At 38.9% G+C, this 25,651-nt stretch carries 23 protein-coding genes; 2 read left to right on the top strand and 21 right to left on the bottom strand.

Features of this window, described 5'->3' with window-relative positions:
- Positions 1-7: 7 nt before the first annotated feature.
- Complete coding sequence (locus tag PHO70_06215) at positions 8-2,182, bottom strand: heavy metal translocating P-type ATPase (GenBank protein ID MDD5432559.1); 2,175 nt, start codon at positions 2,180-2,182, stop codon at positions 8-10.
- Between the two features lie 73 nt (positions 2,183-2,255).
- Here PHO70_06215 and PHO70_06210 point away from each other — a divergent pair, with 73 nt between their 5' ends.
- On the top strand, positions 2,256-2,969 hold the full coding sequence (locus PHO70_06210) for an acyloxyacyl hydrolase (GenBank protein ID MDD5432558.1): 714 nt from the start codon (positions 2,256-2,258) through the stop codon (positions 2,967-2,969).
- Here PHO70_06210 and PHO70_06205 read toward each other — a convergent pair.
- On the bottom strand, positions 2,966-3,349 hold the full coding sequence (locus PHO70_06205) for an EamA family transporter (GenBank protein MDD5432557.1): 384 nt from the start codon (positions 3,347-3,349) through the stop codon (positions 2,966-2,968). The two genes, PHO70_06210 and PHO70_06205, sit on opposite strands and share 4 nt — an antisense overlap.
- Position 3,350: 1 nt before the next feature.
- Positions 3,351-3,761 (bottom strand): EamA family transporter, encoded by a 411-nt coding sequence (locus PHO70_06200; protein MDD5432556.1) that lies wholly within the window; start codon positions 3,759-3,761, stop codon positions 3,351-3,353.
- Positions 3,762-3,870: 109 nt separating this feature from the next.
- On the opposite strand from PHO70_06200, the gene PHO70_06195 reads away from it, so the two are divergent.
- On the top strand, positions 3,871-5,097 hold the full coding sequence (locus PHO70_06195) for a DegT/DnrJ/EryC1/StrS family aminotransferase (protein MDD5432555.1): 1,227 nt from the start codon (positions 3,871-3,873) through the stop codon (positions 5,095-5,097).
- Positions 5,098-5,099: 2 nt separating this feature from the next.
- Here PHO70_06195 and PHO70_06190 read toward each other — a convergent pair whose 3' ends face one another.
- The 18 genes from PHO70_06190 to PHO70_06105 all read right to left on the bottom strand — a co-directional run.
- Positions 5,100-6,029: an arginase family protein gene (locus tag PHO70_06190; protein MDD5432554.1), complete on the bottom strand. Its 930-nt coding sequence runs from the start codon at positions 6,027-6,029 to the stop codon at positions 5,100-5,102.
- Between the two features lie 63 nt (positions 6,030-6,092).
- Positions 6,093-7,508 carry an aspartate aminotransferase family protein gene (locus tag PHO70_06185; GenBank protein ID MDD5432553.1) on the bottom strand — a complete coding sequence of 472 codons (1,416 nt, stop codon included), beginning with the start codon at positions 7,506-7,508 and terminating at the stop codon, positions 6,093-6,095.
- A 1-nt stretch (position 7,509) separates the two neighbouring features.
- The gene (locus PHO70_06180; GenBank protein ID MDD5432552.1) at positions 7,510-8,178 is read right to left on the bottom strand and encodes an MtnX-like HAD-IB family phosphatase; all 669 of its coding nucleotides are present in this window, start codon (positions 8,176-8,178) and stop codon (positions 7,510-7,512) included.
- A gap of 42 nt (positions 8,179-8,220) precedes the next feature.
- Positions 8,221-8,865, bottom strand: a complete 645-nt coding sequence (locus PHO70_06175) for a GNAT family N-acetyltransferase (protein MDD5432551.1) — start codon at positions 8,863-8,865, stop codon at positions 8,221-8,223.
- A 1-nt stretch (position 8,866) separates the two neighbouring features.
- On the bottom strand, positions 8,867-9,433 hold the full coding sequence (locus PHO70_06170; GenBank protein ID MDD5432550.1) for a TMEM165/GDT1 family protein: 567 nt from the start codon (positions 9,431-9,433) through the stop codon (positions 8,867-8,869).
- 20 nt (positions 9,434-9,453) lie between these two features.
- A complete protein-coding gene (locus PHO70_06165; GenBank protein MDD5432549.1) occupies positions 9,454-9,951 on the bottom strand; it encodes a hypothetical protein in 498 nt (165 codons plus the stop codon).
- Entirely contained in the window at positions 9,935-10,966 is a 1,032-nt protein-coding gene (gene amrS / locus PHO70_06160; GenBank protein ID MDD5432548.1) for an AmmeMemoRadiSam system radical SAM enzyme, read from the bottom strand. The genes PHO70_06165 and amrS overlap by 17 nt, the downstream gene beginning before the upstream one ends.
- 2 nt (positions 10,967-10,968) lie before the next feature.
- Complete coding sequence (locus PHO70_06155) at positions 10,969-11,973, bottom strand: tRNA 4-thiouridine(8) synthase ThiI (GenBank protein MDD5432547.1); 1,005 nt, start codon at positions 11,971-11,973, stop codon at positions 10,969-10,971.
- Positions 11,974-12,164: 191 nt separating this feature from the next.
- A complete protein-coding gene (locus tag PHO70_06150) occupies positions 12,165-12,914 on the bottom strand; it encodes a CsgG/HfaB family protein (protein ID MDD5432546.1) in 750 nt (249 codons plus the stop codon).
- Between the two features lie 14 nt (positions 12,915-12,928).
- Complete coding sequence (locus PHO70_06145; GenBank protein MDD5432545.1) at positions 12,929-13,501, bottom strand: hypothetical protein; 573 nt, start codon at positions 13,499-13,501, stop codon at positions 12,929-12,931.
- Positions 13,502-13,755: 254 nt separating this feature from the next.
- The gene (locus PHO70_06140) at positions 13,756-14,400 is read right to left on the bottom strand and encodes an HAD family hydrolase (GenBank protein ID MDD5432544.1); all 645 of its coding nucleotides are present in this window, start codon (positions 14,398-14,400) and stop codon (positions 13,756-13,758) included.
- Between the two features lie 62 nt (positions 14,401-14,462).
- Positions 14,463-14,936: a hypothetical protein gene (locus PHO70_06135; GenBank protein ID MDD5432543.1), complete on the bottom strand. Its 474-nt coding sequence runs from the start codon at positions 14,934-14,936 to the stop codon at positions 14,463-14,465.
- A 105-nt stretch (positions 14,937-15,041) separates the two neighbouring features.
- Positions 15,042-15,599 (bottom strand): biotin transporter BioY, encoded by a 558-nt coding sequence (locus PHO70_06130; protein ID MDD5432542.1) that lies wholly within the window; start codon positions 15,597-15,599, stop codon positions 15,042-15,044.
- A gap of 118 nt (positions 15,600-15,717) precedes the next feature.
- The gene (gene carB / locus PHO70_06125; GenBank protein MDD5432541.1) at positions 15,718-18,936 is read right to left on the bottom strand and encodes a carbamoyl-phosphate synthase large subunit; all 3,219 of its coding nucleotides are present in this window, start codon (positions 18,934-18,936) and stop codon (positions 15,718-15,720) included.
- Entirely contained in the window at positions 18,929-20,014 is a 1,086-nt protein-coding gene (carA, locus tag PHO70_06120) for a glutamine-hydrolyzing carbamoyl-phosphate synthase small subunit (GenBank protein MDD5432540.1), read from the bottom strand. Before carA ends, carB begins: the two co-directional genes overlap by 8 nt.
- Before the next feature lie 4 nt (positions 20,015-20,018).
- Positions 20,019-21,617, bottom strand: coding sequence for a CTP synthase (locus tag PHO70_06115; GenBank protein MDD5432539.1), 1,599 nt, complete (start codon positions 21,615-21,617; stop codon positions 20,019-20,021).
- Between the two features lie 18 nt (positions 21,618-21,635).
- Positions 21,636-24,206, bottom strand: coding sequence for a PEP/pyruvate-binding domain-containing protein (locus PHO70_06110; protein ID MDD5432538.1), 2,571 nt, complete (start codon positions 24,204-24,206; stop codon positions 21,636-21,638).
- 87 nt (positions 24,207-24,293) lie between these two features.
- Positions 24,294-25,651, bottom strand: a 1,358-nt coding sequence (locus PHO70_06105; protein ID MDD5432537.1) for a glutamate synthase subunit beta, incomplete at its 5' end; no start/stop codon positions are given.

Genomic DNA, 25,651 nt, shown 5'->3' with positions numbered 1-25,651 from the left:
TTTTTATTTATATTTTTCTTCTGTATCTTTTCATCAAAAGCGAATTACCAACCACTGACACCGAACTAAAAGCCATTGCAAGGCCAGCAATCGCAGGATTTAACTGTAACTTAAAGAAAGGATACAACAGGCCTGCTGCAATCGGGATACTAATTACATTATAAAAAAACGCCCAGAATAAATTCTGCTTAATTTTTTTTATCGCGTAACGGGATAAATCCATTGCCATAACAACATCCCTTAAATCATCTTTCACTAAAACTATATCTGCTGATTCCATTGCCACATCGGTTCCCGCACCAATTGCAAGGCCTATATCGGCCTGCGCTAAAGCCGGAGCGTCATTAATACCGTCTCCAACCATAGCAACAACCAAGCCTTCTTCCTGCAGTTTCTTTATCTGTGTTGACTTATCCTGCGGCAAAACCTCTGCGAGGACTCTTTCTATATTAAGCTCTTTGGCTATGGCTTCCGCAGTAGTCTTATTATCCCCGGTAATCATTAAAACGTTTTTCCCTAAACCTTTCAACGACGCAACTGCTTCCTTAGAAAATTCCTTTAAAGTATCCCTGACGCCAAGGATACCCAGAATCTGATCCTTATATACAACGACCATTGCTGTTTTAGACTGGCTTTCCAAAGCAACCAGCTTTTCTTCAATTCCAGAAATGTCCACTTTCCTTTCAAAGAATAACCTCCTATTCCCCAAAAGAATAATCTCGTTTTTGTATCTTGCGATAACTCCTTTTCCGGTCAGAGAATTGAAACCCTCGGGCTCGGGGATTTCCAGCTTTTCTTCTTCCGCCGCCTTTAGAACCGCTTCTGCCAACGGATGTTCAGAATGTTTTTCGGCAATCGCAGCATAAGTTAAAACTTCCCTGGCATCACGAAAATCCAAACTAATTACATCGGTTACTGAAGGCTTGCCTTTAGTCAATGTCCCAGTCTTATCAAAAACAACCGTGTTAATCTTATGGGCAACCTCCAAGCTTTTGGCATTCTTGATTAAAATTCCATTCTTTGCCCCTATGCCAGTTGCAACTACAACCGCAGTTGGAGTTGCAAGCCCCAACGCACAAGGACAGGCAATAATCAATACGGAGATAAAATTCGTAAGTGCGAAAATAAAACCAAAGCCTAAAAAGAACCAGAGAGCGAATGTTGCAATACCTATTAATAAAACACCCGGAACAAAATAAGCTGAAACTTTATCCGCCATTACTTGGATAGGGGCCTTGGAACCTTGTGCCTCTTCAACAAGCTTAATAATCTGCGCTAAAACAGTATCAAAACCGACTTTCGTTGCCCTAAACTTAAAAGAACCGCTTTTATTTATTGTGCCTCCGATTACACTATCTTTGATTACTTTTTCAACCGGGACGCTTTCTCCGGAAATCATTGATTCATCTACGCTGGAATGCCCTTCAACAATAATTCCGTCAACCGGTATCCTTTCTCCGGGCTTAACCAGGATAATATCATTTTCAACCAGATCACTGGCTGAAATCTCAACTACTTTTCCATCACGGACTAAAAATGCGATCTTAGGCCTTAAATCCCAAAGTTTCTTTATGGCTTCGGAGGTTTTAGACTTGCTTAATGCTTCAAGGTATTTTCCCAACAAAATAAAACTAAGAAGAAATGCCGCTGTCTCATAATAAAGATGCCCCTTGTTATGCTGTTGCCCAAATATGCTTATGGATAAGCTATATAGGTAAGCACTCCCAACTCCTAAAGAAACAAGTGTATCCATCCCAGAGCGATGATTCTTCCAAACCGCAAGAAAGCCGCGCACGAAGAATTCCCTGCCGCAGAATAAAACAATAGTTGCAAAGAGAAATTGCAAAAAGGTTTGCGAAGATGGGATAAACATTAATGCTGCAGAAAAAACAAATGCAGTGATAAATTTTATTTTCTGCGCTTTTAATTCTTTGTCTCGTATTTCTTTTTCTTTATCAAATGATTTTGATGGGATTCTTGCCTTGTAACCTGAGGAAGAAATAATGGAAATGATTTTTTCTGCTTTTAATTTCTCGGGCTCAAACTCTATGTATGCTTTATTTAATGCAAAATTAACCTGAGCGCTAACAACGCCTTCTGCATTTTCTAAGGCCTCTTCTATATTAAGTGCGCAGGATGCACAGTGCATCCCAGAAATATTTAAAACTAATCTTTCGCTCATCTGTTATTATTCTACCACAAAATTCTTAAAATAAATCTTGCATTTTTTTTTATTTTTAATATAATTCCTTTATATGAAGAAAACACAGATTCTTCTAATAGCTTTAACAATAACAACTTGTGCTTTCCTTAATCTTGCTGCAGCAGAAGAAACAAACCCCAAAGCTGAAAACATTGCTCCTGAGGTTGTTTCAGAAACAGTTCCTCCTGAGGCAGTCGCTACTTTAGCAACTGCCCCTGAAGTAGCTACCCCCAAAGCAGTTGCTCCTGAAGAAGGGAAATGTAAAATTTTGGATGGAGTAGAATTCTTAACCGGCTTCGGCTGGGGGAAACTTCGCACTACACGTAATTATAATCTAATCCCTTTTGTAGTTGATTTTAATTTTGATTTAAAACCCATCACGAGAAAAATTCACATCAATCCTCCCGGGCTTTTGCAATTCCAGCTTGAGCCTTATGCTTCATTTATATTTTCTCCTAAATCAAATGTTGAGCTTGGTTCAGGTTTATTGGCATTCAAATGGGGAGTATTGCCTGAAACTTCAAAAATCCAACCTTACCTTAAAATCGGGGCAGGGATGTCTTATATGACATTACACACCGTAGAACAAGGAACACAATTTAATTTTATTGAATACGGCGGGATAGGAGTTCATTATTTCTTTGCTAAAAATACGGCGTTAACTATAGAAGGCCGTTACCGTCATCTTTCCAATGCCAGCATCGGAGACCCAAATTCGGGTATTAATACTGCTTTTGGGTTAGTCGGGGTTTCTTACCAGTTCTAACTTACACTTATAATCACAATTCCCAACACAATAAAAATTGTTCCTACCCAACGCTTAAATCCAACTTTTTCTTTTAGGAATATGCTTGAGGCGAGTGCGATAAAAATATAGTGCATGCTGTCTGCGGAAAAAGCGAAATTGAGGTCTGCCTTTGAAAGGACCAATAACCATATACATACCGACAAGGTGCTAAACGAGAACCCTATCCAAACACGAGGAATCCTGATTATTTTGAAAACCAACTTAAAGATTTTTACAATACTGCTTCCCACAGAAAAATTAAGGGAGTTTATTGAAGACTTCAAACACAATTGGCTGAACGTATCACAAATACTAGTTAACGTAATTAATAATAGAACGATAAAAAGGCCGTTTTTCATTTTAAATAGTTTCCTTCTTTTTTGTGCTCAATGAAACAAAAATTACTCCAATAAGAATAAAGATAATCCCTGACCACCTAAACAAACTTATCTTTTCATGTAGAAAGATTATTGAAACCAAAGGAATGAGAATGTAGCTAGAACTTGCTACAGGTACTGCAACGCTTAAGTCTATTTTAGAAAGGATAGTTGACCAGACAATAAGCGTTATGAATACCGAAACCAATGCCATCCACAAAAATGGAGAAAAGGCGGCAGTCTTTATAAACAAAAAAATCGCGGATAAGTCTTTTATGTCAGGGCTTATTCCGGACAAAGCGCTTTTTTTAAAACAAAACTGAGTAAAGGTTTCCAGCAAATCCGAAAAAATCAGAAATAGGATTATTTTTAAAGTTAACTTGCCCTTAGGCATATTGGCTTATCCTTTAAATTTTAATTTATAACCTTGAAAGATAATGTATTCTATCATAAAATGTAGATAAGTTTAAATAAAAGATTTTCTTCTTTAACAAATAATAAAAATGAGTATATTTAGAGAAATTCCCCCTACCGCCGGATTCCCGCTGCACATTAAAGACCTTCTGTCTCCTTTTTTTGATAAGCATAGGAGATTACTAGAAGAGGATTTCAAAGATTACTTTAACTTTTCCTTTTCCAGCACAACCTATTCCGGGACAGCTGCTTTTTATTTTATCTTGGAAGCCTTAAAAAGAATTTCTTCAAAAAAATCCGTGGTTATCCCTGCCTTCATCTGCCCCCTTATCCCCCTTGCCATTGCCCGCGCAGGGCTTAAAGTAATTGTTTGCGATATCCAAAAGGATAATTTTAATTTTGATCTTATCAGATTGCAAAAACTTTGCACGGAGAATACCGATATTGCAGCGATTGTAGCAGTGCATTTAGCAGGAATTCCCCTTAACATTGATGCAATTAAAGAATTAATAAAAGATAAAGAGATATCCATTATTGAAGACTGCGCGCAGGCCCAAGGAGCAACTTACCATAGACAAAAAGTCGGTACGCTTGGCGAATTCTCATTCTTTAGCCTTTGCCGCGGTAAAGGATTAACTATCTACGAAGGAGGAATCCTTGCCTCTAAAATCCAGGGATACCGGGAATTATTAAAAGACACTGTCTTTATTTTCGGGAAGAACAACTACTTTTCAGAAGGCCTTAAGATTATAGAGTTATTTGGATACTGGATTTTCTACCGCCCCCTTCTCTTCTGGTTTATCTTCTCTTTCCCTCAGAAATTTTGGGAAATGCTTGGCAATAAAGAAAAGGCAATGATTGAATATTTTGATACCAACTTCCCGATCCATAATGTTTCAAAATTTAGAAGGGCTGTCGGGCATTCCTGTTTTAAAGAAATAGAGAAAAAAACTCTCCAACAAAGAGCAATAGCATTAAGGTATATTGAGAAATTAGGGGCAAGAGGTGATATAAAAATTATTACTGAGCCATACGACACACAGGCAAGTTATCCTTTTCTGGCTATAATCTTCAGCAACCCTGAAAAATGTATTGCAGCAAAGAAAGAATTTAACGATTCCGGGCTTGGAGCTTCCCAGATTTATCTATCTGCAATAACAGAATATGACTATTTAAAAAATATAATTGAAGAAACACCCTGTCCTAATGCCAAGCTTATCGCAAAAAACCACATCACTCTTTCCACAAGCTTATTTCTAACCGATAGAGATATCAATGTTATTACTGATAAGCTGATCTCTGTTTTAGAAAGGTAATTTTAAGAAAATAAAACTTCCAGAATCTTAAGGTTGGTTGACTCGTTTATTGATGTTGCATCAATGGGAGAAAAATGCTTCTGCGGGCAATCTTTAGGATGGTCCAGCCTGGAAAAAAAACTCTTAACCTTGCCTTTAATATTTATTTCTGAATAATCCCCGGTTATATCCACACCAACAATATCTTTTTTTTCTTTTATCAATCTAAGCATACATAACAACTGTTCCAAAGAAAGGAATCCCTCTTCCCAATTAGTAACCGCGTACTCCTTCATTAAACAATCTTTATCTATTGAAATGTAGACATCGCCTGTAGGCAAATCACGGAGTAAAGAAGTCATAAACTCTGAGATGTTAACTTCCCGCAACTGATTCCAATTTATTTTCCCTGACAAAAAATACCGTTTAACACTGATAGATTTATTCTCAGGGATCTTCCTGAAGAAAACAGAGGTTGCGTTATGTTGATACGGATAGATTTCTAGGCGATTATTTCTAAGCGATTTTAAATTCCCGCTTTGGATGCCCCCTGTTGATATATCATCAGAGGAAACCCCGATAAGGACCACCTTTACAATATTCTTATACTTCAGGCTTTCTGTAATCCAAGAACCACAGCCAAAACGCGGAGGGAAGATATCCCAATCAGGATGGAAATCAAAGACGATTAACGAAAAGGGTTTGCTTATGCGCCTTGCCAAAATACTACTTACGTTATGAAAATCCCCGGAGCCTATAAATCTTACGCCATTTCCTCTTAAATCAGCCAAGCGATTATTAACTGCTTTGTGCGTTTTCTTATCCATCCATAATCTTACTGATGGCCCAAGGTCGGTTAAATCAATAATCTGATGGTCAAATTTAGAGATTAAGTTTTTTTGTTTAATTATAGAATTATCGAAATTAAGTATTTGGATAGACTTATCCAGCATATTTAAAAACTCGATAATAAGGAAGGCGTCTTTTGGAAAATCCCGGAAAAATAACTCGGGGATTTAAGACTTCTTTAATGCCTTACAAAGTGCCTCTTCAAAGAGGTCGCAACCTAAATCAATCTCTTTCTCTGTTATGTAAAAAGAAGGTGCTAAGGTGAAAACATTCTTATAGTATCCACCTACATCAAGCACTAATCCGCGTTTCTTGCCCCCAACAGACAATTTTCCGGCAAGCCCGATATCAACTATATCATCTGTTAGCTCTTTGTTTGGAGTATAGCCGTCTTTTTCGCACATTTCAATTCGTAAAGCCAGGCCTAACCCATTGACATCCCCGATTTGAGGATATTTTTTCTGCAGCTTCTTAAGCCTTGAAAGGAAATACTGGCCTTTCTTAGGAACTTCCTGGGCAAAATTAGACTCCTCAATCAACTTCATAACCTCTAAACCGGCTGCTGTACCCAAAGGATTAGCTGAAAAAGTTGAGTGGGTTGATCCCGGAGGAAAGACTTGAGGAGAAATTAGCTTTTCTTTTGCCCATACTCCGGAAATTGGATTAAGCCCATTGGTCAAGGCTTTTCCAAAAACAATTATATCGGGCGTAACATTAAAATGTTCAATCGCCCAGAATTTTCCTGTCCTGAAGAAACCCATCTGGATTTCATCAACTACCAAAAGAATATTATATTTATCTAATACCTCTTTAAGCCCTGCGTAATATTCCTGAGGAGGAACAATATATCCACCTGTCCCCTGTACTGCTTCCACATAAAAAGCAGCAAACTCACATTTATTATTTCTTTTATTCACAACTGAATAATATTCTGTTTCAAAAAGCCGTTCAAATTGTTTTAAACAATAGAAATCGCAGAAATCTTTCTTCTTGTCATAAGGACAGCGATAGCAATACGGATAAGGAACAAAAAGTGCCCTATCTCCAAAATGCCCGAAGCGCTCCCTGTAACGGAAGCTTGAGGTAATCGCAGAGGCGGCCAGAGTCCTTCCGTGATAGCCACCCATAAATGCAAATACCAAACTTCTACCTGTATGATTCCTTACCAGCTTAAGCGAATCTTCAAGTGCGCTTGAACCACCCACATTAAAGTGCACTCTCCCCTTTTCTTCAAATGTCCTCTCAATCCTTTGGGAAAGTTTTGAAGCTAAACGAATCTTTTCTTCATGTAAATATTGGCAAGCTAATTGAGGAAGGGTATCAATCTGTTTTTTTAAGGCAGCATTCAGCCTTTTATTCTTATAGCCAAAATTTGCCGCAGAATACCACATCTGAAGATCTAAATATTCAACCCCATCGCGGTCATAAAGAAAACTCCCTTCCGCTTCTTTAAAAATGGTTGGGGTTTTTACATAATGGACCGTATCTCCCCATGAACAATATTTAGATTCTAGTTCTAAAAGCTCGTCCGAAGAAACCAATTCTTCGGGCCTTGCTTGTTTAGTCGCTTGTTTCTCATTCATCTTACAAAACTCCTTTAAAATAACTATATACTTCTTTTAGGTTTCTAAACGGCCTATATTCTAGTTTTTTTTCTTTAAAATGTTTAAGTAGGCCGTCTTTGGCAAATACAATATCAGCGTATTTAGCCGGACAGATATCTGACTGGCCATCGCCAATATACACTATTATAGAATCTTTAAGGGTATTTGCCAAGAGGTTTTTTTTCTTGCAATGAGCACAAATATGGCACTTTTTATCTTTAAACGGGAAGCTTGGGCTAGGCCTGCCTTTAGAAAATACAAGCTTGTTTGAATAAACCTTTACATTGTTAATTTTATTATTCTTCAATACGCTTTTAAGGATATAATCGAAGTTGTCGGTTAAAATCGTAACTTTATTCTTCTTATAAGACAAAAACTCGGCTAACTTTTTAAAGTAGGGGTCTAATTCAATGCCTAACAAATAGTTATCCAAATCCTTCTTTGTTAAATCCATCCCTGCCAGCTGGCCGGATAAACACTCAAGAGAACCAATCTTACCTTGCTTCCATGATTCTTCTATAGATATCCACTTATCGTCCCTTGAGAATTTTGGTAACAAACCATCGAAAGTATCGCATTTAGCAATAGTGTTATCAAAATCCACAAAAACGCTATATCTTCTTTGAAGTTTAATATCGGTTTTTTTCATAGCGTATATTTTGCCAGAATTTATTCGGGAAAACAAGAGATTTTACAATAACTTCCCGTAAATATAGACTGGAATTTTTTTGTGTAGAATATGGTAGAAATACGACCTTTGGCCTTTATGCAGAAGTTTAAAACCCTGTTTCTCAAAAAATAAGCCCCCTTTATCAGACATTGTAGCAAGGCAAACTCCCGGGACTTTAAGTTGCTTCAAATAATCCAGGTAAGCTAAAATCAATCTTGAGCCTGCGCCATTTCCTCGCCATTCTTTCAATAAATTTATATGTAAAGTAGCAGGGTATTGCTTATAAAACGAAGGAGCAAATACTTCTCCGCGCAAAGAACTAATTAAAAGCTGAAAAAGAAAATGTAGATTCTTTGGTTTTAACAGAACCTTCCCGAAAAAAACCTTTTTTAATAACTTTGGGAGGATTTTTTCCGTAAAAGTCTTTTCTAAAACCTTTGCATCCTTTGCACCGATGATATAGCCAACAACTTTGCCTTTGACTTGAGCGATAAAACATGATTCCGGCTCATAATCAGTAAAATATTCCGTAAGGAAAGATGCAAAAATCTCTTCTTCATGACAAAAAATTTCAGCTGACTGGCCCATAAAAGCGGTTTCCCATGAGATTTTCCTAACCGAATCCCTGTCCTCCTTCTGATATTTCCTGATAATCAGCTCTTCCATATTATTTTGTAAACACCTCAACAAAAATCAAGATTCCAAAGAGGATAAAAATTCCCGCTGAAATAAACTTAATAGTTTTTTGCGGAAGCTTCTTTCCTGCTATAACTCCAACTGCAATTGCAACTGCATCAGCTGCTACAATACCCAATGCTGAACCAAGCCAGACTCCAAAAAAAGACTGGTATTGCGCAGCCAGAGAAATTGTTGCAAGCTGAGTTTTGTCTCCTAGCTCTGCCAAGAAAAAAGCAATAGCTACTGTTAATATGGGCCCAAATTTATTTACTTTATTAATGCCTTCCTTATCGCAATGTTCGCCTTTTAAAGTTAGAATACCAAAACCTATAAAAGTAAACCCGACAATAATCTTTAAAATATTCATAGGAATGAAAGCGCTTAAGTGGCCGCCAATCAACACAGACAAAAGAAGCACTGCAAGCGCTCCGATAAATACTCCAGCTAAAACCTTCAAAGGCTTGTATTTTGTGGAGAAAGATAGGGCAATTAATTGAGTTTTATCCCCAATTTCAGCAATTGCAATCATAAAAAACGACGTGATGAAACTTAACATCTGGCAGCTCCTTAATGAATTCAGAATTTAATCCTGCTTAAAATGATTCCACCAACAAAATTGCTAACAATGATTACTAAAAGTGCAATACATAGATGTTCACATATCGCCCAATAAGGATTGATACCCCTATCTTTTGCAATCATATAACTCATAAAAGATAACAATGATAATCCCCAAATCAAAGAACTGACAACGCCTATGCCGATAGGTAAAAAATAAACCAAAGCAATAAAAGTAAGAGAAACCAAGAGCCTGCTAAAAAAATTGGTAAAAGTAGATAACCAAACTTCTTTTTGTTCAAGGCATTCTGATTCCTGATAAATATGAATACCAACGGAATCCGAAACATTATCAGCAAGAGCAATCACCAACATACTACCGATAATACTAAATTTAGCGTGACTGCCTGTCCTAAGCCCGACAATTAAACCAAGATTAGTTATTATGGCAGCACTGGCTCCAAAACTAAACCTAGTTTCATAGAGCCTGTGAATCCTCTTAATTTGTTTTAACATCCATATCTCCAAATAGCCCGGGAATTATTATTCCACAACTTCCACATTTATCCTGTTTTATATTTTTACCCAGAACGCTAAATCCTTCCCTCTCAACTACAACCTTTTTACAGCTTGGGCAATACGTATTATCATCCCAACCTAAAACATTTCCGACATAGACAAAATTTAAGCCCGCATTCTTACCCAAATCATAAGCTTTTTTAAGAGTTGCTTGCGGGGTAGGATTATATTCTGAGAATTTATAATCCGGATGAAAAGCGGAAATATGCCAAGGCATATCTTTGCTTACTCCGGATATGAATTTTGCAATTCCCGATAACTCTTCTTCAGAATCATTCTCACCCGGGATAACTAAAGTTGTAACTTCAACCCAAATGCCCAATTTATGCATTAGCTTGATGGAATCAAGCACAGGCTGCAGCGAACCCGAACAAACCCTCTTATAAGAATCTTGCTTAAAAAACTTTAGATCAATATTAGCAGCATCCAGATAAGGCTGGGCTAACTCAATACATTCTCTTGTCATAAACCCATTTGTAACAAAGATATTATAAAGGCCTTTTTCGTGGGCAAGTTTTGCGGTTTCAAAAGCGTACTCAAAGAATATTGTCGGCTCGGTATATGTATAAGAAATACTCCTACATTTATTCTTTAAAGCAAGTTCTACAATCCCCTGAGGAAATATTTTCTCTCCTCCTAAATTTCCATCGCGGAAAGACTGCTGAGAAATCTGCCAGTTCTGGCAGAAACTACAGCGGAAATTGCATCCTATGGTTGCAACGGAAAAACTTTTGGTCCCGGGCAAAAAATGATACAGGGGTTTTTTCTCAATCGGGTCAACATGAGCCGTAATTACTTCTCCGTAAGCAAAGGTAAAAAGCTTGCCTGCGAGGTTTTGCCTTACCCCGCAGAAACCAAATTTATCTTCTGCAATCCGGCATTGATGCGCACATAAAAAACAATGAACGATATTTTTTTCCAGCGTTTCATAGAGAAGCGCTTCTTTTTTCATAGCTAAATTCTTAAAGCCTCTAATTTATCTTTGCTAATCCGTTCAACAACTAAACTCTTGATTTCTCCTTTGGCACCCTTACGGTATAAAATTTCCGCTTGAGCATTTCCTGCCAAATCACAATGATAGCAGGTTATCTGACAGCTTAATTTAATCAACTCTTCATTAAGCAAACCCCTTGCTAAAGAAGTTGGCCCTGCCAGGCTCTCATTAGGATAAAACAGATAATCGTTTGATTCAACTAATTTTTCTAACTCCAGGTTTTCTTTTTCATCTCTTCCAACTACCAACTTTGTTTTTTCTGAAATCCTAAAGTGCCGGCCAAATTTTAATAGAGCCGCATTAACTACGGTTAATTCACTATGATTAATTAATTCTTTAAGCCTTAAGGAGAAATGAGGGTCGGTTAAAAGGCAGCCTCCTCCCGGCCAGCTAAACCCACTGATACCCAAAGTATCTGCTAATTCCAATTGCGGCCTTCTTCCCCGCCCTGAGAATTTAAGTAATTTTTCACGGTTGACCCAACCTTTTAATTCAGGGATTGTCGGAGGAAAGTTTTTCGCAGAAAGCGGCCTTAACACCAAATCATGAACCCCTGCTTTCCTTGGTATGAGCTCCAATGCCTGCCTGTGTTGCGACATTGGCCGCTGCGCCAGGACTTCCCCTGTAATTAAGAATTCCGCTCCTAACTCTTTCATCAACTCTTTTGCTGTCTTGAGCATAAGTATTTTGCAATCAATACAAGGATTCATATTTGAACCAAAGCCATATCTTGGATCTTTAAGTAATTTTAAGAAATCCTCACTGATATCAAAGGATTTTAATTTAACCCCTAAACATTCAAAAATCAGAGAAGAAATATCTTTAACTCCGTTAGAAGGAGCCTTCTGAAGATGGCAAAAAGGAATCTTAAAGATTACCGGGATAATCTCAACACCCTGTTCTTTAATCAACTTTGCAGACAAGATACTATCAAGCCCGCCTGAAATTAATGCAATTGCTTTCATAATTGGTTTTGACAGCTAAAAAAGAAATAAAAAGAGAGCTTTCTTTTTGAAAGCCCTCAATTTAAACTTAAAAACCAACGAATAAACCTAACCTAAGTTAGGCCTTCTTCCCTTGTTGGCTTTTTTAGAGCGCCAGTTCAACTTTCCCCTACGTTTACGTTTTCCCATTGTCTAATCCTATAATTATAAGGTTAATATTTATAATAGTTTGCCGGGATTGTCTGCGATATATACCTTACTGCCTCAATAATACAAACACGGATTGCTTTTTCCATTGGAGTATTAGCATATGCGCCTAACCCGCCACCTAAAGCCCAACCACCCATGAAACCACCCATGAAACCACCTGCCACATCCGAAGCCTGGCCTTGAACACGTGTAGATGCTAGGACTTCCGAAGTAGACGCATCAATAATCCGGATATCCAAAGCCATGTGAGATTTATTTAAAGAAGCTCCTAATAATCCGCCTAAAACTCCGCTTCCAACTCCGCCGCCGCCGCCAATGCCAGCACCGCCACCGGATGCATTTGGCTCAAATTCAGTCACTGCAGCAGTAATAATCAAATCAGCAGTTTTGATTTTCCCTCTTTGAGGGCCACCCGCACCTGCCTGAGCTGCCCCGGAAGCAGATAATTCCTGCTCCTGCATAATAGCATTCAGCGCCTGTCGTTCAACAACCGAAAAACGGCTGCTATTAATTAACGCGGTTACTAACATTTCGCGTAGGCCCGTGCCTATTTCTCTGCCTGCTTTTGCTGCCTTAACATCAAAATCAGCAATTGCTACTCTTGCTTTCGGCCCGGAATAAGGCGGAAGAGGAGCTGCCCCCGCATTATTGTCAACTTGGGCTGTCGGCTGCATCATAGAATCAAGTGAAGCGCAACCGGAAAAAAATGAAATTGTTAAAACCAGTGTTGTAAATAAAATTATTTTTCTCATCTATGTATTTCTCCTTACGATTGCTTGCCAATAGCTGAAATAATTTTTGCTGCCAAATCTTCTCCGGCGTTAGCCAAGGCTTCCCTTCCACCGGTAATTACATCCATATGCGCGGAATTCCCAGACGCATCAAGATAAGCAACTACCTTACCATCTTTTACCCGGATTAATTTCGCTGAAATATTCGCAAAACAAGAAATCATTTTTGATTGAGGAACATTTCCACCGCTTGAGGCAATAGCCTTACCTAATATTACATAATCGGCCTTGGAAAGATTCCCTAATTTTACAGATTTTTCCTGAGGGAAATTAAGCAGCCTAAATGCCTTATCTTGCTTAATAACCTTTGTTAACATAGAGGGCTCTAAAACTTCAAATCCCGCTTCAATAAGTTTAGTCGCCACCTTTGCTTCGGTTGTAGACAAATCAATTTCACTTGCCCACCAGGCTTTTTGAGGGCCTTCTATATTTTGTTCTGAGACTAAAAGAATAACCTTAACTGGTTTTACATCTTTTTTCTCTTGAGCAAAAGAGAAAGTTAAACCAAAAGCTAAAAATACCACCAATGTTAAAAGAATCTTCTTCATAATCACTCCTCTTATTAATGTATTCTATCAAAACCTGAGCAAACCGTCAAGCAAACCTTTTCGAACGAAAGATAATCGATAGCCTTAGAGCGGATGACTTGGCTTGGTTCGCAGCAGGGCTTCCGGAAATTCGAGCGGGCAAGGTTGCCCCGCTAAATAGAATGTAGGCAGAGCGAGAATTTTCGAGAGTGAGCCAACCACGCTGGGGCTTAGCGAACGTCCCTGCGAGAAACAAGACAAGGCAGACGCAAAAATTATAAAACTTCAAAGAGTCTACTTATCTTTTTAATTATTAGCTGCGGCTTCTCTTTCTTAATTTCAGCAAGGCTGCTTGAACCGGTAGTTACGATTATGGAAAAAACTTTTGCCCTCCTGCCTGCCTGGGCATCAATTGTCATATCACCAACAAACACAGCCTCTTTTGCTCCAACTTTAAATTTCTCTCTTATCCTGTTAATAATCTCGGGATGCGGTTTTCTATTATTAATAGTATCGGCGCAAAGAAGATAATCAAAAAACACATCAATTTTCAGGCTGCGAACCAGAATGCGTGAAAATTTCGTAGGCCTATTACTTGCCACTGCTAATTTATAACCTTTTTTCTTAAGATACCTTAGTAATTTCTCAGCGTAAGGGAATAAATGAGCGTGCCTTAATAATGCCCTTTTATGGTGTGCGCGATAAATAGCAACCCCCTTATCTAATTCATCAGCGGGTAAAAAAGGCTTCAGAAGCAAAGCATCGCCCCAGCCAACTGCACGGCGTATCGTCTTAGGATTCTGTTTTGGAAGCCCAAGCGACTTCATCGTATGATTAAAACTCTCTACTATAGCGCCATACGCGTCAACAAGAGTGCCGTCTAAATCAAAAATAATTAACTTAATATTTTTTGGCCGCATATAAATTTTAGGCAGGGGCTTTTCTCCCCTGCCTAGATATTAAAATAACTTTGAATAAATATTTATTGTTGTGTTGAATCAGGAGCTACCGGGCTTGCAGCCTCTGGCTTAACTGTCTCCTGCGGGAGTGCTTGAGGAGTTGTTTCAACTGGAGCTTCTTTTTGCATAGAAGCATCTACTTTCTCAACATTTATATTTTTTGCGATATTCTTTCCGTCGGGATTAGCAAGATAATCTACGCTAACTGTATCCTTAGGCTTAATTTCATCAAAGGTTTTTACATTTTCAAAAGTGGTCTTATCATCAACAACGATACCTATCTCTTTCTCCTGATTTGATTCATAATCAAGATATTTAATTGTCATTGCCTTGTTTTGAGCATCCAACGTCACTACATCCCCATAGATCCATTGTATCTCCGGCTCAATTTGAGATGGCACAACTGCTCCCCCTTGTTCTTGGGCAAGAGCAAAAGAAATTCCGCTAGCTAAGAAAAAAATCACAAGTCCTAAAACAAACAATGAATTCTTTTTCATGTACACCTCCCTCTGGGCACAAACCCTCCTCAATCCATCCAATAGGATTGGGGGTTAAAATTATAAATAAGTTAACATAAATTAAGGCTTTTGTCCACAGAAAACTTAAGCACCAACACGGCCCTTTAAACCGGAATAAATAAGAGCGGCAATACAAGCTTTGCATAAATCCCCGATAATAAAAGGAGCGAAACCCAGATAAAGAGCTTTTGCAAAGCTAACCCCTAATAAATATTTGATCCAAAGGCTACCGCATAGCAAAATACAAATACTGCAGAAAGAAAATACCATTAAAGTTTTAGTAATATTCCCAGGCTTCTTTAGCAACCTTCCTACCATGTAACTAGCTAGAATAAAACCCAAAATATACCCTCCGGTCGGACCAAGAAAATAAAGCAGGCTGCTTCCTGCCAGAGTAAATACAGGAAAACCCAAAACACCCAAAAAGAGATAACTTATTTGAGAGGTAAAACCAAGTGAGCTTCCTAAAAAAGCACCGCTTAATAATACAAACAATGTCTGTAAAGTTACAGGGACAGGAGTAAAAGGCAAAGGTATGCGCACAAAAGCACCAAGAGCAGTCAAAATCACAAAAAACAAAACCCCCAACGTCTTACAAATTATTTTATTAGTAATAATTTCTTTCTTTAAGATACTTTCCATAATTTATTTCTCCTTTTATTAGGACTTGATTATACCGTAAAATAAAACAGAAGTAAATAGCCAAAAAGGGAATGCCCTTAGTAAACCTTACATAACCCAGGAAGAAGCCACTTTAATCTTATCTTTTATGATATTCTTGAATAGACTTTACCTTGAAGCTGCCTTTTAATATAGCCTCTATACCATTCACAGCTGCCTGCGCCCCTTGGATTGTAGTAATGCAAGGCACGCCATAAGTAACTGCTAAACTTCTGATAGGCTTCATATCCGATTGGCCGCGCTGGCCTGATGGAGTATTAATTACTAATTTTAAATCTCCTTTTTTGATCAACTCTAATATATGCCTATCGCCTTCGTTAATTTTACCAACGAGCTGCACTCTAATATTATTGGAAGTTAGCGCCTTGTATGTACCCCTCGTAGCAATAAGCTCAAAATTCATATCCGAGAGTTTCTTGGCGATAAAGACAATACCTCTCTTATCGCTATTCTTGACACTGATAAAAATCTTTCCTTTTAAGGGGAGATTTTGATTTGCAGCAAGCTGAGATTTATAAAAAGCCCTGCCAAAAGAAGAATCTATCCCCATTACCTCTCCGGTTGACTTCATCTCCGGGCCCAATAATATATCCACCCCGGAAAAACGCGAAAATGGCAAAACCGACTCTTTGACTGAAATATGCTCAACTTTCTTCTCTGAAGTTAAACCTAACTGCTTAAGAGTCTTACCTGCCATTACTTTAGCCGCTAATTTAGCTAATGGCACACCCGTGGCTTTACTCACAAAAGGGATAGTCCTTGAGGCACGAGGATTTACCTCTAATACATAGACCTGCTCGCCCTTAATGGCAAATTGGATATTTATTAAACCCCTGACTCCCAATTCTTTTGCTAAAGCATAAGTATCTTTTCTAATCTCCTCAATAATCTCATCTCCCAAAGTATGGGCGGGGATAACGCATGCTGAGTCCCCTGAATGCACCCCTGCCTCTTCAATATGCTCCATAATTCCGCCGATAATCGTAGCCTTCCCATCGGAGATTGCATCCACATCTACTTCGACCGCATCCTCTAAAAACTTATCTATTAAAACTGGATGCCCTGCCGATGCTTCTTGGGCTTCTTTGATAAAACCTAAGAGAGTTTTTGCATCATATACTATCTTCATTGCCCGGCCGCCTAAAACATAGGAAGGCCTGACTAATACTGGAAAGCCGATTCTATTAGCAGTCTCTATTATTTCTTGTTTTGAAATTGCTGAGCCATTTTCCGGCTGGCTAATCTTTAATTTATTAAGGACTTTAGCAAACTTATCCCTATTTTCCGCCCGGTCAATGGAACCAACGCTAGTCCCAATAATCTTTGCGCCTGCTTTTTCCAGCTGCCTGGCTAAGTTTAAAGGGGTCTGCCCGCCTAATTGCACAATCACCCCGTCGGGTTTTTCTTTATCAATGATATTCATCACATCTTCAAAAGTAAGCGGCTCAAAATAAAGTTTATCCGAAGTATCATAATCCGTAGAAACGGTTTCTGGATTAGAATTTACCATAATCGTCTCATAACCCAGTTCTTTAAGGGCAAAGGAGGCATGACAACAACAATAATCAAATTCAATACCCTGGCCGATCCGATTTGGGCCGCCTCCTAAAATCATAATTTTCTTCTTTTTGGTAACCTCTACCTCATCCTGCTCTTCGTATGTTGAATAGTAATACGGCGTATGGGCAATAAACTCTGCCGCACAAGTATCTACTAATTTAAAAGTAGCATTAATGTTACTTCTCTTACGTAAATTCCTCACGGCAATTTCATCGCTATGTGTAAACCCAGCAATCTGCCGGTCGCTGAAACCAAACTCTTTTGCTTTACGTAATGATTCCAAACTTAATTTTCTATCCTTAGAATATTCTTTTATCAAGGAATTCTCTAAATCAACAACCTGTTTGATATTCTCAATAAACCAAGGATCGATCTTGGTAAGAGAATTTATTTTTTTGGCGCTATAACCTTTTTGTAAAGCATATTTAATATAAAAGATCCTTGATGCATTCGCTTCTTTTAACCTGTGGTTTATTTTTTTATCGGAGATTTCCATATATTTTAACTTAGTATCCAGCCCGCTGTGGCCGATTTCTAATCCCCTTAGTCCTTTTTGCAGGGCTTCTTTAAATGTGCGGCCGATTGCCATGGTTTCTCCGACTGATTTCATGGACACGCCTAAAATATCTTTCGCCTCCGGGAATTTTTCAAAGGTAAACCTGGGGATTTTCACAACACAATAATCAATTGCCGGCTCAAAACAGGCAGGTGTTTCTTTGGTAATATCATTGGATATTTCATCCAAGGTATAGCCTACGGCGAGTTTGGCTGCAATTTTAGCAATAGGAAAACCTGTTGCCTTGGAAGCTAATGCCGAACTCCGAGATACCCTTGGATTCATTTCAATGATTACCATCCGTCCGGTTTTAGGATGAACGGCAAATTGGACATTTGAACCGCCCGTCTCAACGCCGATTTCTCTTATGCAGGCAATTGCCGCATCCCGCATCTTCTGATATTCTCTATCAGTTAAGGTCTGGATGGGAGCTACGGTAATACTATCTCCTGTATGAATCCCCATCGGGTCAAGATTTTCAATAGAACAAATAACCACTACATTATCTTTTAAGTCGCGCATTACCTCCAACTCAAATTCTTTCCAGCCGATTGCCGACTCCTCAATTAAAATCTCACTAATCATGCTTGACTCAAGGCCGCGCCGGGCTAAGTCTTTAAATTCATTTAATGAATAAGCGATACTTCCTCCGGTCCCCCCTAAGGTAAAACTTGGACGGATAATTAAAGGAAAACCTATTTTTTTTGCAACCTTAACAGCTTGTTTTAAATTATAGGCCTTATCGCTTTTAGGTAAATCCAAGCCTATCTTCTGCATTGCTTCTTTAAACAATAACCTATCTTCGCCTTTTTTAATCGCCTTGATATTCGCTCCGATAGTTTCAACTTTATATTTTTTCAGAATCTCTTTCTCCGCCAATTCCACAGTAAGGTTTAAAGCAGTCTGGCCCCCTAATGTAGGAAGAAGGGCGTCAGGCCTTTCTTTAGCAATGATTTTTTCCAGCACCTCAACGGTTAAAGGTTCAATATATGTCCTATCGGCAAGCTCGGGATCAGTCATGATTGTAGCAGGATTTGAATTTACCAAAACTACCCTGTAACCATCTTCTCTTAATACTTTGCAGGCCTGGCTTCCGGAATAATCAAATTCACAGGCTTGCCCTATGACAATGGGCCCAGAGCCAATAATCAAAATTGTTTTAATATCTTTTCTTTTAGGCATGTTTCTCCATTAAAGCGATAAAGTTACCAAATAAATATTCTGCGTCATGCGGACCGGCAGCAGCTTCCGGGTGGAACTGCACGGAAAATACCGGAAATTTTTTAAGCCGCATTCCCTCTAAAGTCTGGTCATTCAAATTTATATGGGTAATCTCTACTTCTCTTTTATCCAATGAATCTATATCTACACAAAATCCGTGATTTTGCACCGTGATAGAAACCTTCCCGGTTTTTAAGTCTTTAACCGGATGATTTGCGCCGTGATGGCCGAATTTGAGCTTATAAGTCTTGCCGCCTAACGCAAGCCCGAGCATCTGATGCCCCAAGCAAATACCGAAAATCGGCAATTTCCCGATTAGCTTGCGCGTGGTTTTAATAACATATTCAACTGCAGCCGGGTCTCCCGGGCCATTTGATAAAAGCAACCCATCGGGCTTAAGGCTTAAGATTTCTTCAGCAGATGCCTTTGCCGGTAAAACAATAACCTGGCAATTATGTTTAGATAATTCCCGTAAGCTGTTATATTTTAAACCGCAATCAAGCACTACGACTTTGTATCTTCCCTGTTTAACACCCCGCCAGATATATTTTTTTTCTACTGCTACCTTCTGCACTAAATCAATACCTACTAACCCCGGGGAATTCTTAGCTTTCTTAATTAAACTCTTCTCATCCAAATCTATGGTTGAAAGCACTGCTTTCATCGCCCCGGCTTTTCTAATATGTAAAGTAAGCGCACGCGTATCTATGCCTTCAATCCCTAAAATATTATTTTCTTTAAGGTAATCGGGCAAAGACTGGCTGCTACGCCAATTACTTGCAATTTTACTGCACTCTTTGACCACAAAACCTTCCAAGAATGGCTTACGCGACTCAATATCTTCTTTGTTAACGCCATAATTACCTATAAGAGGATAAGTCATTGCCACAATCTGCCCCTTATAAGATGGATCGGTAATAATCTCCTGATAACCGGTCATGCTGGTATTAAATACCACCTCCCCATATCTTTCACCGGTTGAGCCAAAGGACTTGCCTCTAAAAATTCTCCCGTCTTCTAATGCGAGTATTATTTCCATATGCTTATAGTTTATTTAATGCTGCCTTAATAAAATCCCTAAATAAAGGATGCGCCTTATCCGGCTTAGATTTGAACTCCGGATGAAACTGCACTGCAATAAAATAAGGATGCCCCTTAACCTCAACTATCTCTACCAAATTCTTCTTAGGGTATACTCCTGAGAAAACCATGCCTTTACTCTCAAAGGCTTTACGGTATTTATTATTAAATTCATAGCGGTGGCGGTGGCGCTCTTGGATGAGCATTCTACCATAAGCTTTGAAAACAAGTGAATTTTTTTTAATTTTACAGGGATACGCGCCTAAACGCATAGTCCCGCCTAAATCTTCAATATCCTCCTGCTCTGCCAGCAAACTAATTACCGGATATTTTGTCTTCTTAAATTCAGTGGAATTTGCCCCGCTTAAATTACACACATTCCTTGCAAACTCAATTACTGCACATTGCATCCCTAAACAAATACCTAAAAAGGGAATTTTATTCTGGCGCGCAAACTTAATCGCTTTAATCTTACCCTCAATCCCACGATAACCAAATCCTCCGGGGACAAGAATCCCGGAAACTCCATGCATTATCTTCCCTATCTCCGATTTCTCAAGGCTCTCGGAATCAATTCTTTTTATCTCTACTTTCGTATCATTATGAATTCCGGCATGAATAAGCGCTTCGTATATTGACTTATAGGCATCTTGCAACTCAATATATTTTCCCACGACGGCAATAGTAACCTTGTTCTTGGGAGTAAGCACCCTGTTTACTACGCCCCCTTCCCACTCCTTTAAATCTGAGAATTTGCAAATCAATTTAAAATGGCTTAAGATTATCTCATCTAGAATCTGTTTCTTAAATACCAAAGGAATCTGATAGATTGACTCCATGTCAGGAGATTCAATAACCGCTTCTTTCTTCACATTGCAAAATAAAGAAATCTTTTCCTTAACGCTCTCGGATAACGGCTTTTCTGTGCGGCAGATTAATATATCTGGAATAATACCTATCTCACGCAAGGTGCCTACGCTATGCTGGGTGGGTTTTGTTTTTACCTCGCCGGCTGCTTCTATATATGGCACAAGAGTCAGATGAATATATAGCACATTGTCATACCCCATATCTAACCTGAATTGCCGTGCTGCCTCTAAAAATGGCAGGCTTTCAATATCGCCTACTGTTCCGCCCACCTCAACAATCACAATATCAGCCTTGGAAACTCCTGAGCATTCCTTAATCCTTTCCTTAATTGCATCGGTAATCTGCGGTATAACCTGAATAGTCTTACCTAAATAATCCCCTCTTCTTTCTTTGGAAATCACCCAATTATAAATTTGCCCTGTAGTAATATTATTAAATTTAGAAGTCTGGGCATTGGTAAAACGTTCGTAATGCCCAAGGTCCAAATCTGTCTCTGCCCCATCCTCAGTTACATAAACTTCTCCATGCTGATAAGGATTCATTGTCCCGGGATCAACATTAATATAGGGATCAAGTTTCATGATTGCTATCTTTAGGCCGCGGCTTTCCAGAATTTTCCCTATTGAAGCAGAAGCAATGCCTTTACCTAAGCTTGAGATAACTCCGCCGGTTACAAAAATATATTTAGACATACTAAACTCCCCTCCTCTTTAAACTGAAAAACATACTACCCTCTGCGATATTACGTCTGACATGATCTTTAAACCCCTCTTGTCTACACCATAAACCCCAATCAAATCTTCATACTTAGCAGATTCAGGCATTAATTCGGTAAATAAATTTTTTGTATCTTTAAACCAAGCTTTATTAAAAACTACTTCTTTTTTTTCGGGGAATAAAGCGCAATAGAATATATTTGTCTCAACCAGGTCTTGGAAGAAATGCGTTCCAAAGGATAACTCCGGCATAAGATTCCCGGCTGAAAAAGCAATTTCAGCAAGAGCTGCTACATTATTAATCTCCGCAAATTTAACAGGAACACCCAAAGATGGAGTTGTTGTACCCCACCTGCCGGGCCCCATAAGAAGCGTAGGGAGCTCTTCCTTATCTTTAATAATCCTATTCAAATTCCCGATAACACGCGCAATCTCGTACTTGTCATTCAGGCCTAACTTACAATACTCCTGCGGGTCAACATAGATAACCCAACTAATTTTCTGTGAAATATTCCCTCCCAAGAAATACCCTTGCGACTGGAAGAGTATATCATTCTTGTTTATTTTTTGCGGCATATTAACCTTAGGCCCCAAACCACGAGTCTGCAGCGGCCTGCACTGCAGGAGATTTATCCTAAAAGCATTATTTTTGGTAAAATTAATGGTAAATTCTATTTCAACCGGATAATCATAACTTGTTTCAAGAATTTCCAGTATTTTTCTTAATGAATCTACCAGTGATTTTTTCTCCAGAGCTTTATCAAGTGTCAATATCCAGCAATCTTTATCCTCTAAACCCTTATCTCTCCTAAACTGCGTAGATTCATCATCTCTTACCGCTATACTGTTAACATCTGTAATAAATTTCTCATTCGCCAACTTTTCAAAAGAAATAGTCTCAAAAATATTTTCTTTTGTATTTATAAGATCAACTTTATGCTGTGAATATTTTCTTAAATCATCTTTTTCTGCATACGGCCTGCGCGACGGGTCACTTAATGCAGCCATCCTCGGGTAATCACCTTCAACGCGATTAACCGCCCTTGTCCCTAAGCCAAAGACAATCCTAAGCATACCTGCTTTTGGATCAATATCCCTATTCCAAACATAGGTATTATATGAAACCCCCACTCCTGCAAGGTCAGGAAAGAAATAATGCTTATGATGTGACCCTGAGACACGCTGCACTAAAAGCGCCATCTGTTCATCCAGCTTATCTAAACCTCTTTGCTTCCTATATACAAGCGCATCTTCATTCATTGTGCTTGCGTAGATTTTCTTCACAGCCTCGGCAAACTGGATGTATCTTTGCTCGGGGCTTCCCTGATTAGCCAAGAAAACGCTCTCATATTTTCCGGCAAACGCATTCCCGAAATCATCCTCAAGAAGAGAGCTCGAACGGACAATAATCGGAGATGACCCAAAATATTCCACGATTTGCTGGAAACGCTCCATGATCTCATCAGGAAAAATCCCGTAAAGCATCTTTTCTTTAAGGATCCTGGCGGTATTAAAATAGCCTTCTTCGCTTTTTTGCTGCATATGCAATTTCCACCAGCGGTTATGCACTATAAAAGAGTAAAAAATATCGGATCCTATATAAAATGAATCATGCGGCTCGGAAAGCTTTTGCCAATTTGCAAACTTGGACTCTATGATCTTACGCGCCAAAAGCATTCCCACGGCTTTCCCTCCGATAAAGCCTGTCCCGATTAACCTTGACTTTATCTCAATTAATTCTTCCAGAGAAAAATTCTTAATAGCAAGAGATAAAATCCTTTTATTTTTTGAGATCATCAGATTGCAAAGCTTCTCTATCATCTCGCTCTTCTGATTCGTAGTAGCCTTACTTTTGACTAATGACTCTACCTCAAGGAATAACCGGTCCCAGTAATCAAGATTCCTCTTTGCGCTCTGTGCACCTTTCTCACGGATATATGAAAGTATCTCAACGGCATTAACACTATCAGTAATGGGGACGAACTTCTCGCCTTCTTTCTGATGAGGCAAAAACATAGTCGGTGTATAACGATTCCAGACCTTTAAAGGGTGCACATAATAATTGCCTTCGCAATGATACACATCCATAAGAAGCTGCGTTGTTTCACGTATACGGGCAATAGATTTAAAAGAATGGTTATTGCGCATTATAGAAAAATAAGTAACTGTCTTAAGCTCGTAAAGATATGGGCAGGTGACCATAAAGAAATTACCGATCATAAGATCTGTTGCCCATGATAAAAGAAGCTCGGATAAACAATCAAATATGTAATATGCACCTTCGCCTTCCTCGGTAATAATACTATTTACCTTGGCGGTAAAAGATTCAAAACCTGCTTGCGCGTTAAGCTCATATCTTTTTATTTCGGAAGAAGGCTTGAGCAACTCTTTATGAGTTGCAAACCTCATATAAATAACTTTCTTTTTCTCTTTTAAGGCCTGGCGAACAAAAGGCTTTACAAGATCAATATAGTCATTCATATCATCTATCTGCCAAACCACATTATCCCCAAGCCTTAAGCCGGTAATTACATTATCCAATCCTTTTATCCCCGTGCTTATCATACTTTCTCCTCTTGCCCACAAGGGCATATCCCGCAGAAGCGGGATACTCGGCATTCATTTATGCTGAGGTACCCGCGGCGCGGGGTATTAAATAATCGGTAAATGACTTTCCTTTATCAAATATTTATCTATAAAATGTGCACATCGCCTTCCTTCTGAAATAGCCCAAACTACCAATGATTGACCGCGATGCATATCCCCTGCGGAAAATACCTTTTCAACCGATGTCGCATATTTATCGTCTGTTAAAACATTCCCCCGAGAATCAAACTTAACATTTAAATCTTTAAGCAATCCTTTTTGCTCAGGATGTAAAAACCCAATTGCAAGGATAACCAGATCTGCATTAATATCAAATTCACTTCCGGGAATTTCTTTCATTACAGAGCATGTATTATCTGCTCCTTTAGTAAATTCCACTTTTACACAAGAAATCTTTTTTACCATACCCTTTTCGCCAATAAATCGTTTTGTAAGTACAGCCCAATGCCTCTCTCCACCTTCTTCATGGCTGGTGGTAACTTTTAAAAGAAGCGGATACTTTGGCCAAGGTTGCGTTTTAATCCTGCATTTGGCAGGCTGAGGCAAAACTTCAATCTGTACTACACATGAGGCTTTCTGGCGATGAGCAGTCCCTACGCAATCAGCTCCACTATCTCCACCTCCGATAATTACCACATTTTTACCCTTAGCGTCAATTAAATCTTTTTCCGTAAATTTCTCTTTTGCTATGCGTTTATTTGATTGCGAAAGATAATCCATTGCAAAGTGAATCCCTTTCAAATCCCTTCCTTCTATTTTAAGGTCCCTCGGCACACGGCTTCCGCCTGCTAAACAAACTGCGTCAAAATCTTCTAAGAGTTTTCCAGACGGATAATCAACCCCCACATTTATATTTGTTTTAAAAACCACCCCTTCTTCTTTCCAAATATTAATACGCCTGTCTAATATATTTTTCTCAAGTTTAAAATCAGGAATCCCATAGCGCAGGATTCCCCCCGGCTTATTATCGCGCTCAAAAACAATTACATTGTGCCCTGCCCTATTAAGTTGGGCAGCACAAGATAAACCTGCAGGCCCGGAACCAACAACAGCTATTTTCTTCCCTGTCCTATGCTCTATGCGATTTGGCTTCATTAACCCGGCTTTAAAACCCGCTTCTATAATGGAAAGCTCGTTTTCACGTATAGTAACAGGATCGTCATTTAGCCCTAAAACACAGGCATATTCGCATAACGCAGGGCAAACCCTTCCGGTTATTTCAGGAAGATTGTTTGTAGCATCCAAAAGGGTAAATGCCTGTTTCCAATTTCCATTAAAGCTATAATCATTCCATTCCGGAATATAATTACCCAAATGGCAAGCCCAATGGCAGAATGGAGTTGAACAATCCATGCAGCGTGACGCCTGTTCCTGAGATTGATTCTCTGAACGCATTTTATAAA

The organism is Candidatus Omnitrophota bacterium (genome assembly GCA_028715415.1).
Classification (GTDB): domain Bacteria; phylum Omnitrophota; class Gorgyraeia; order Gygaellales; family Profunditerraquicolaceae; genus JAQURX01.
This window is presented reverse-complemented; position numbering and strand designations above follow the sequence as displayed.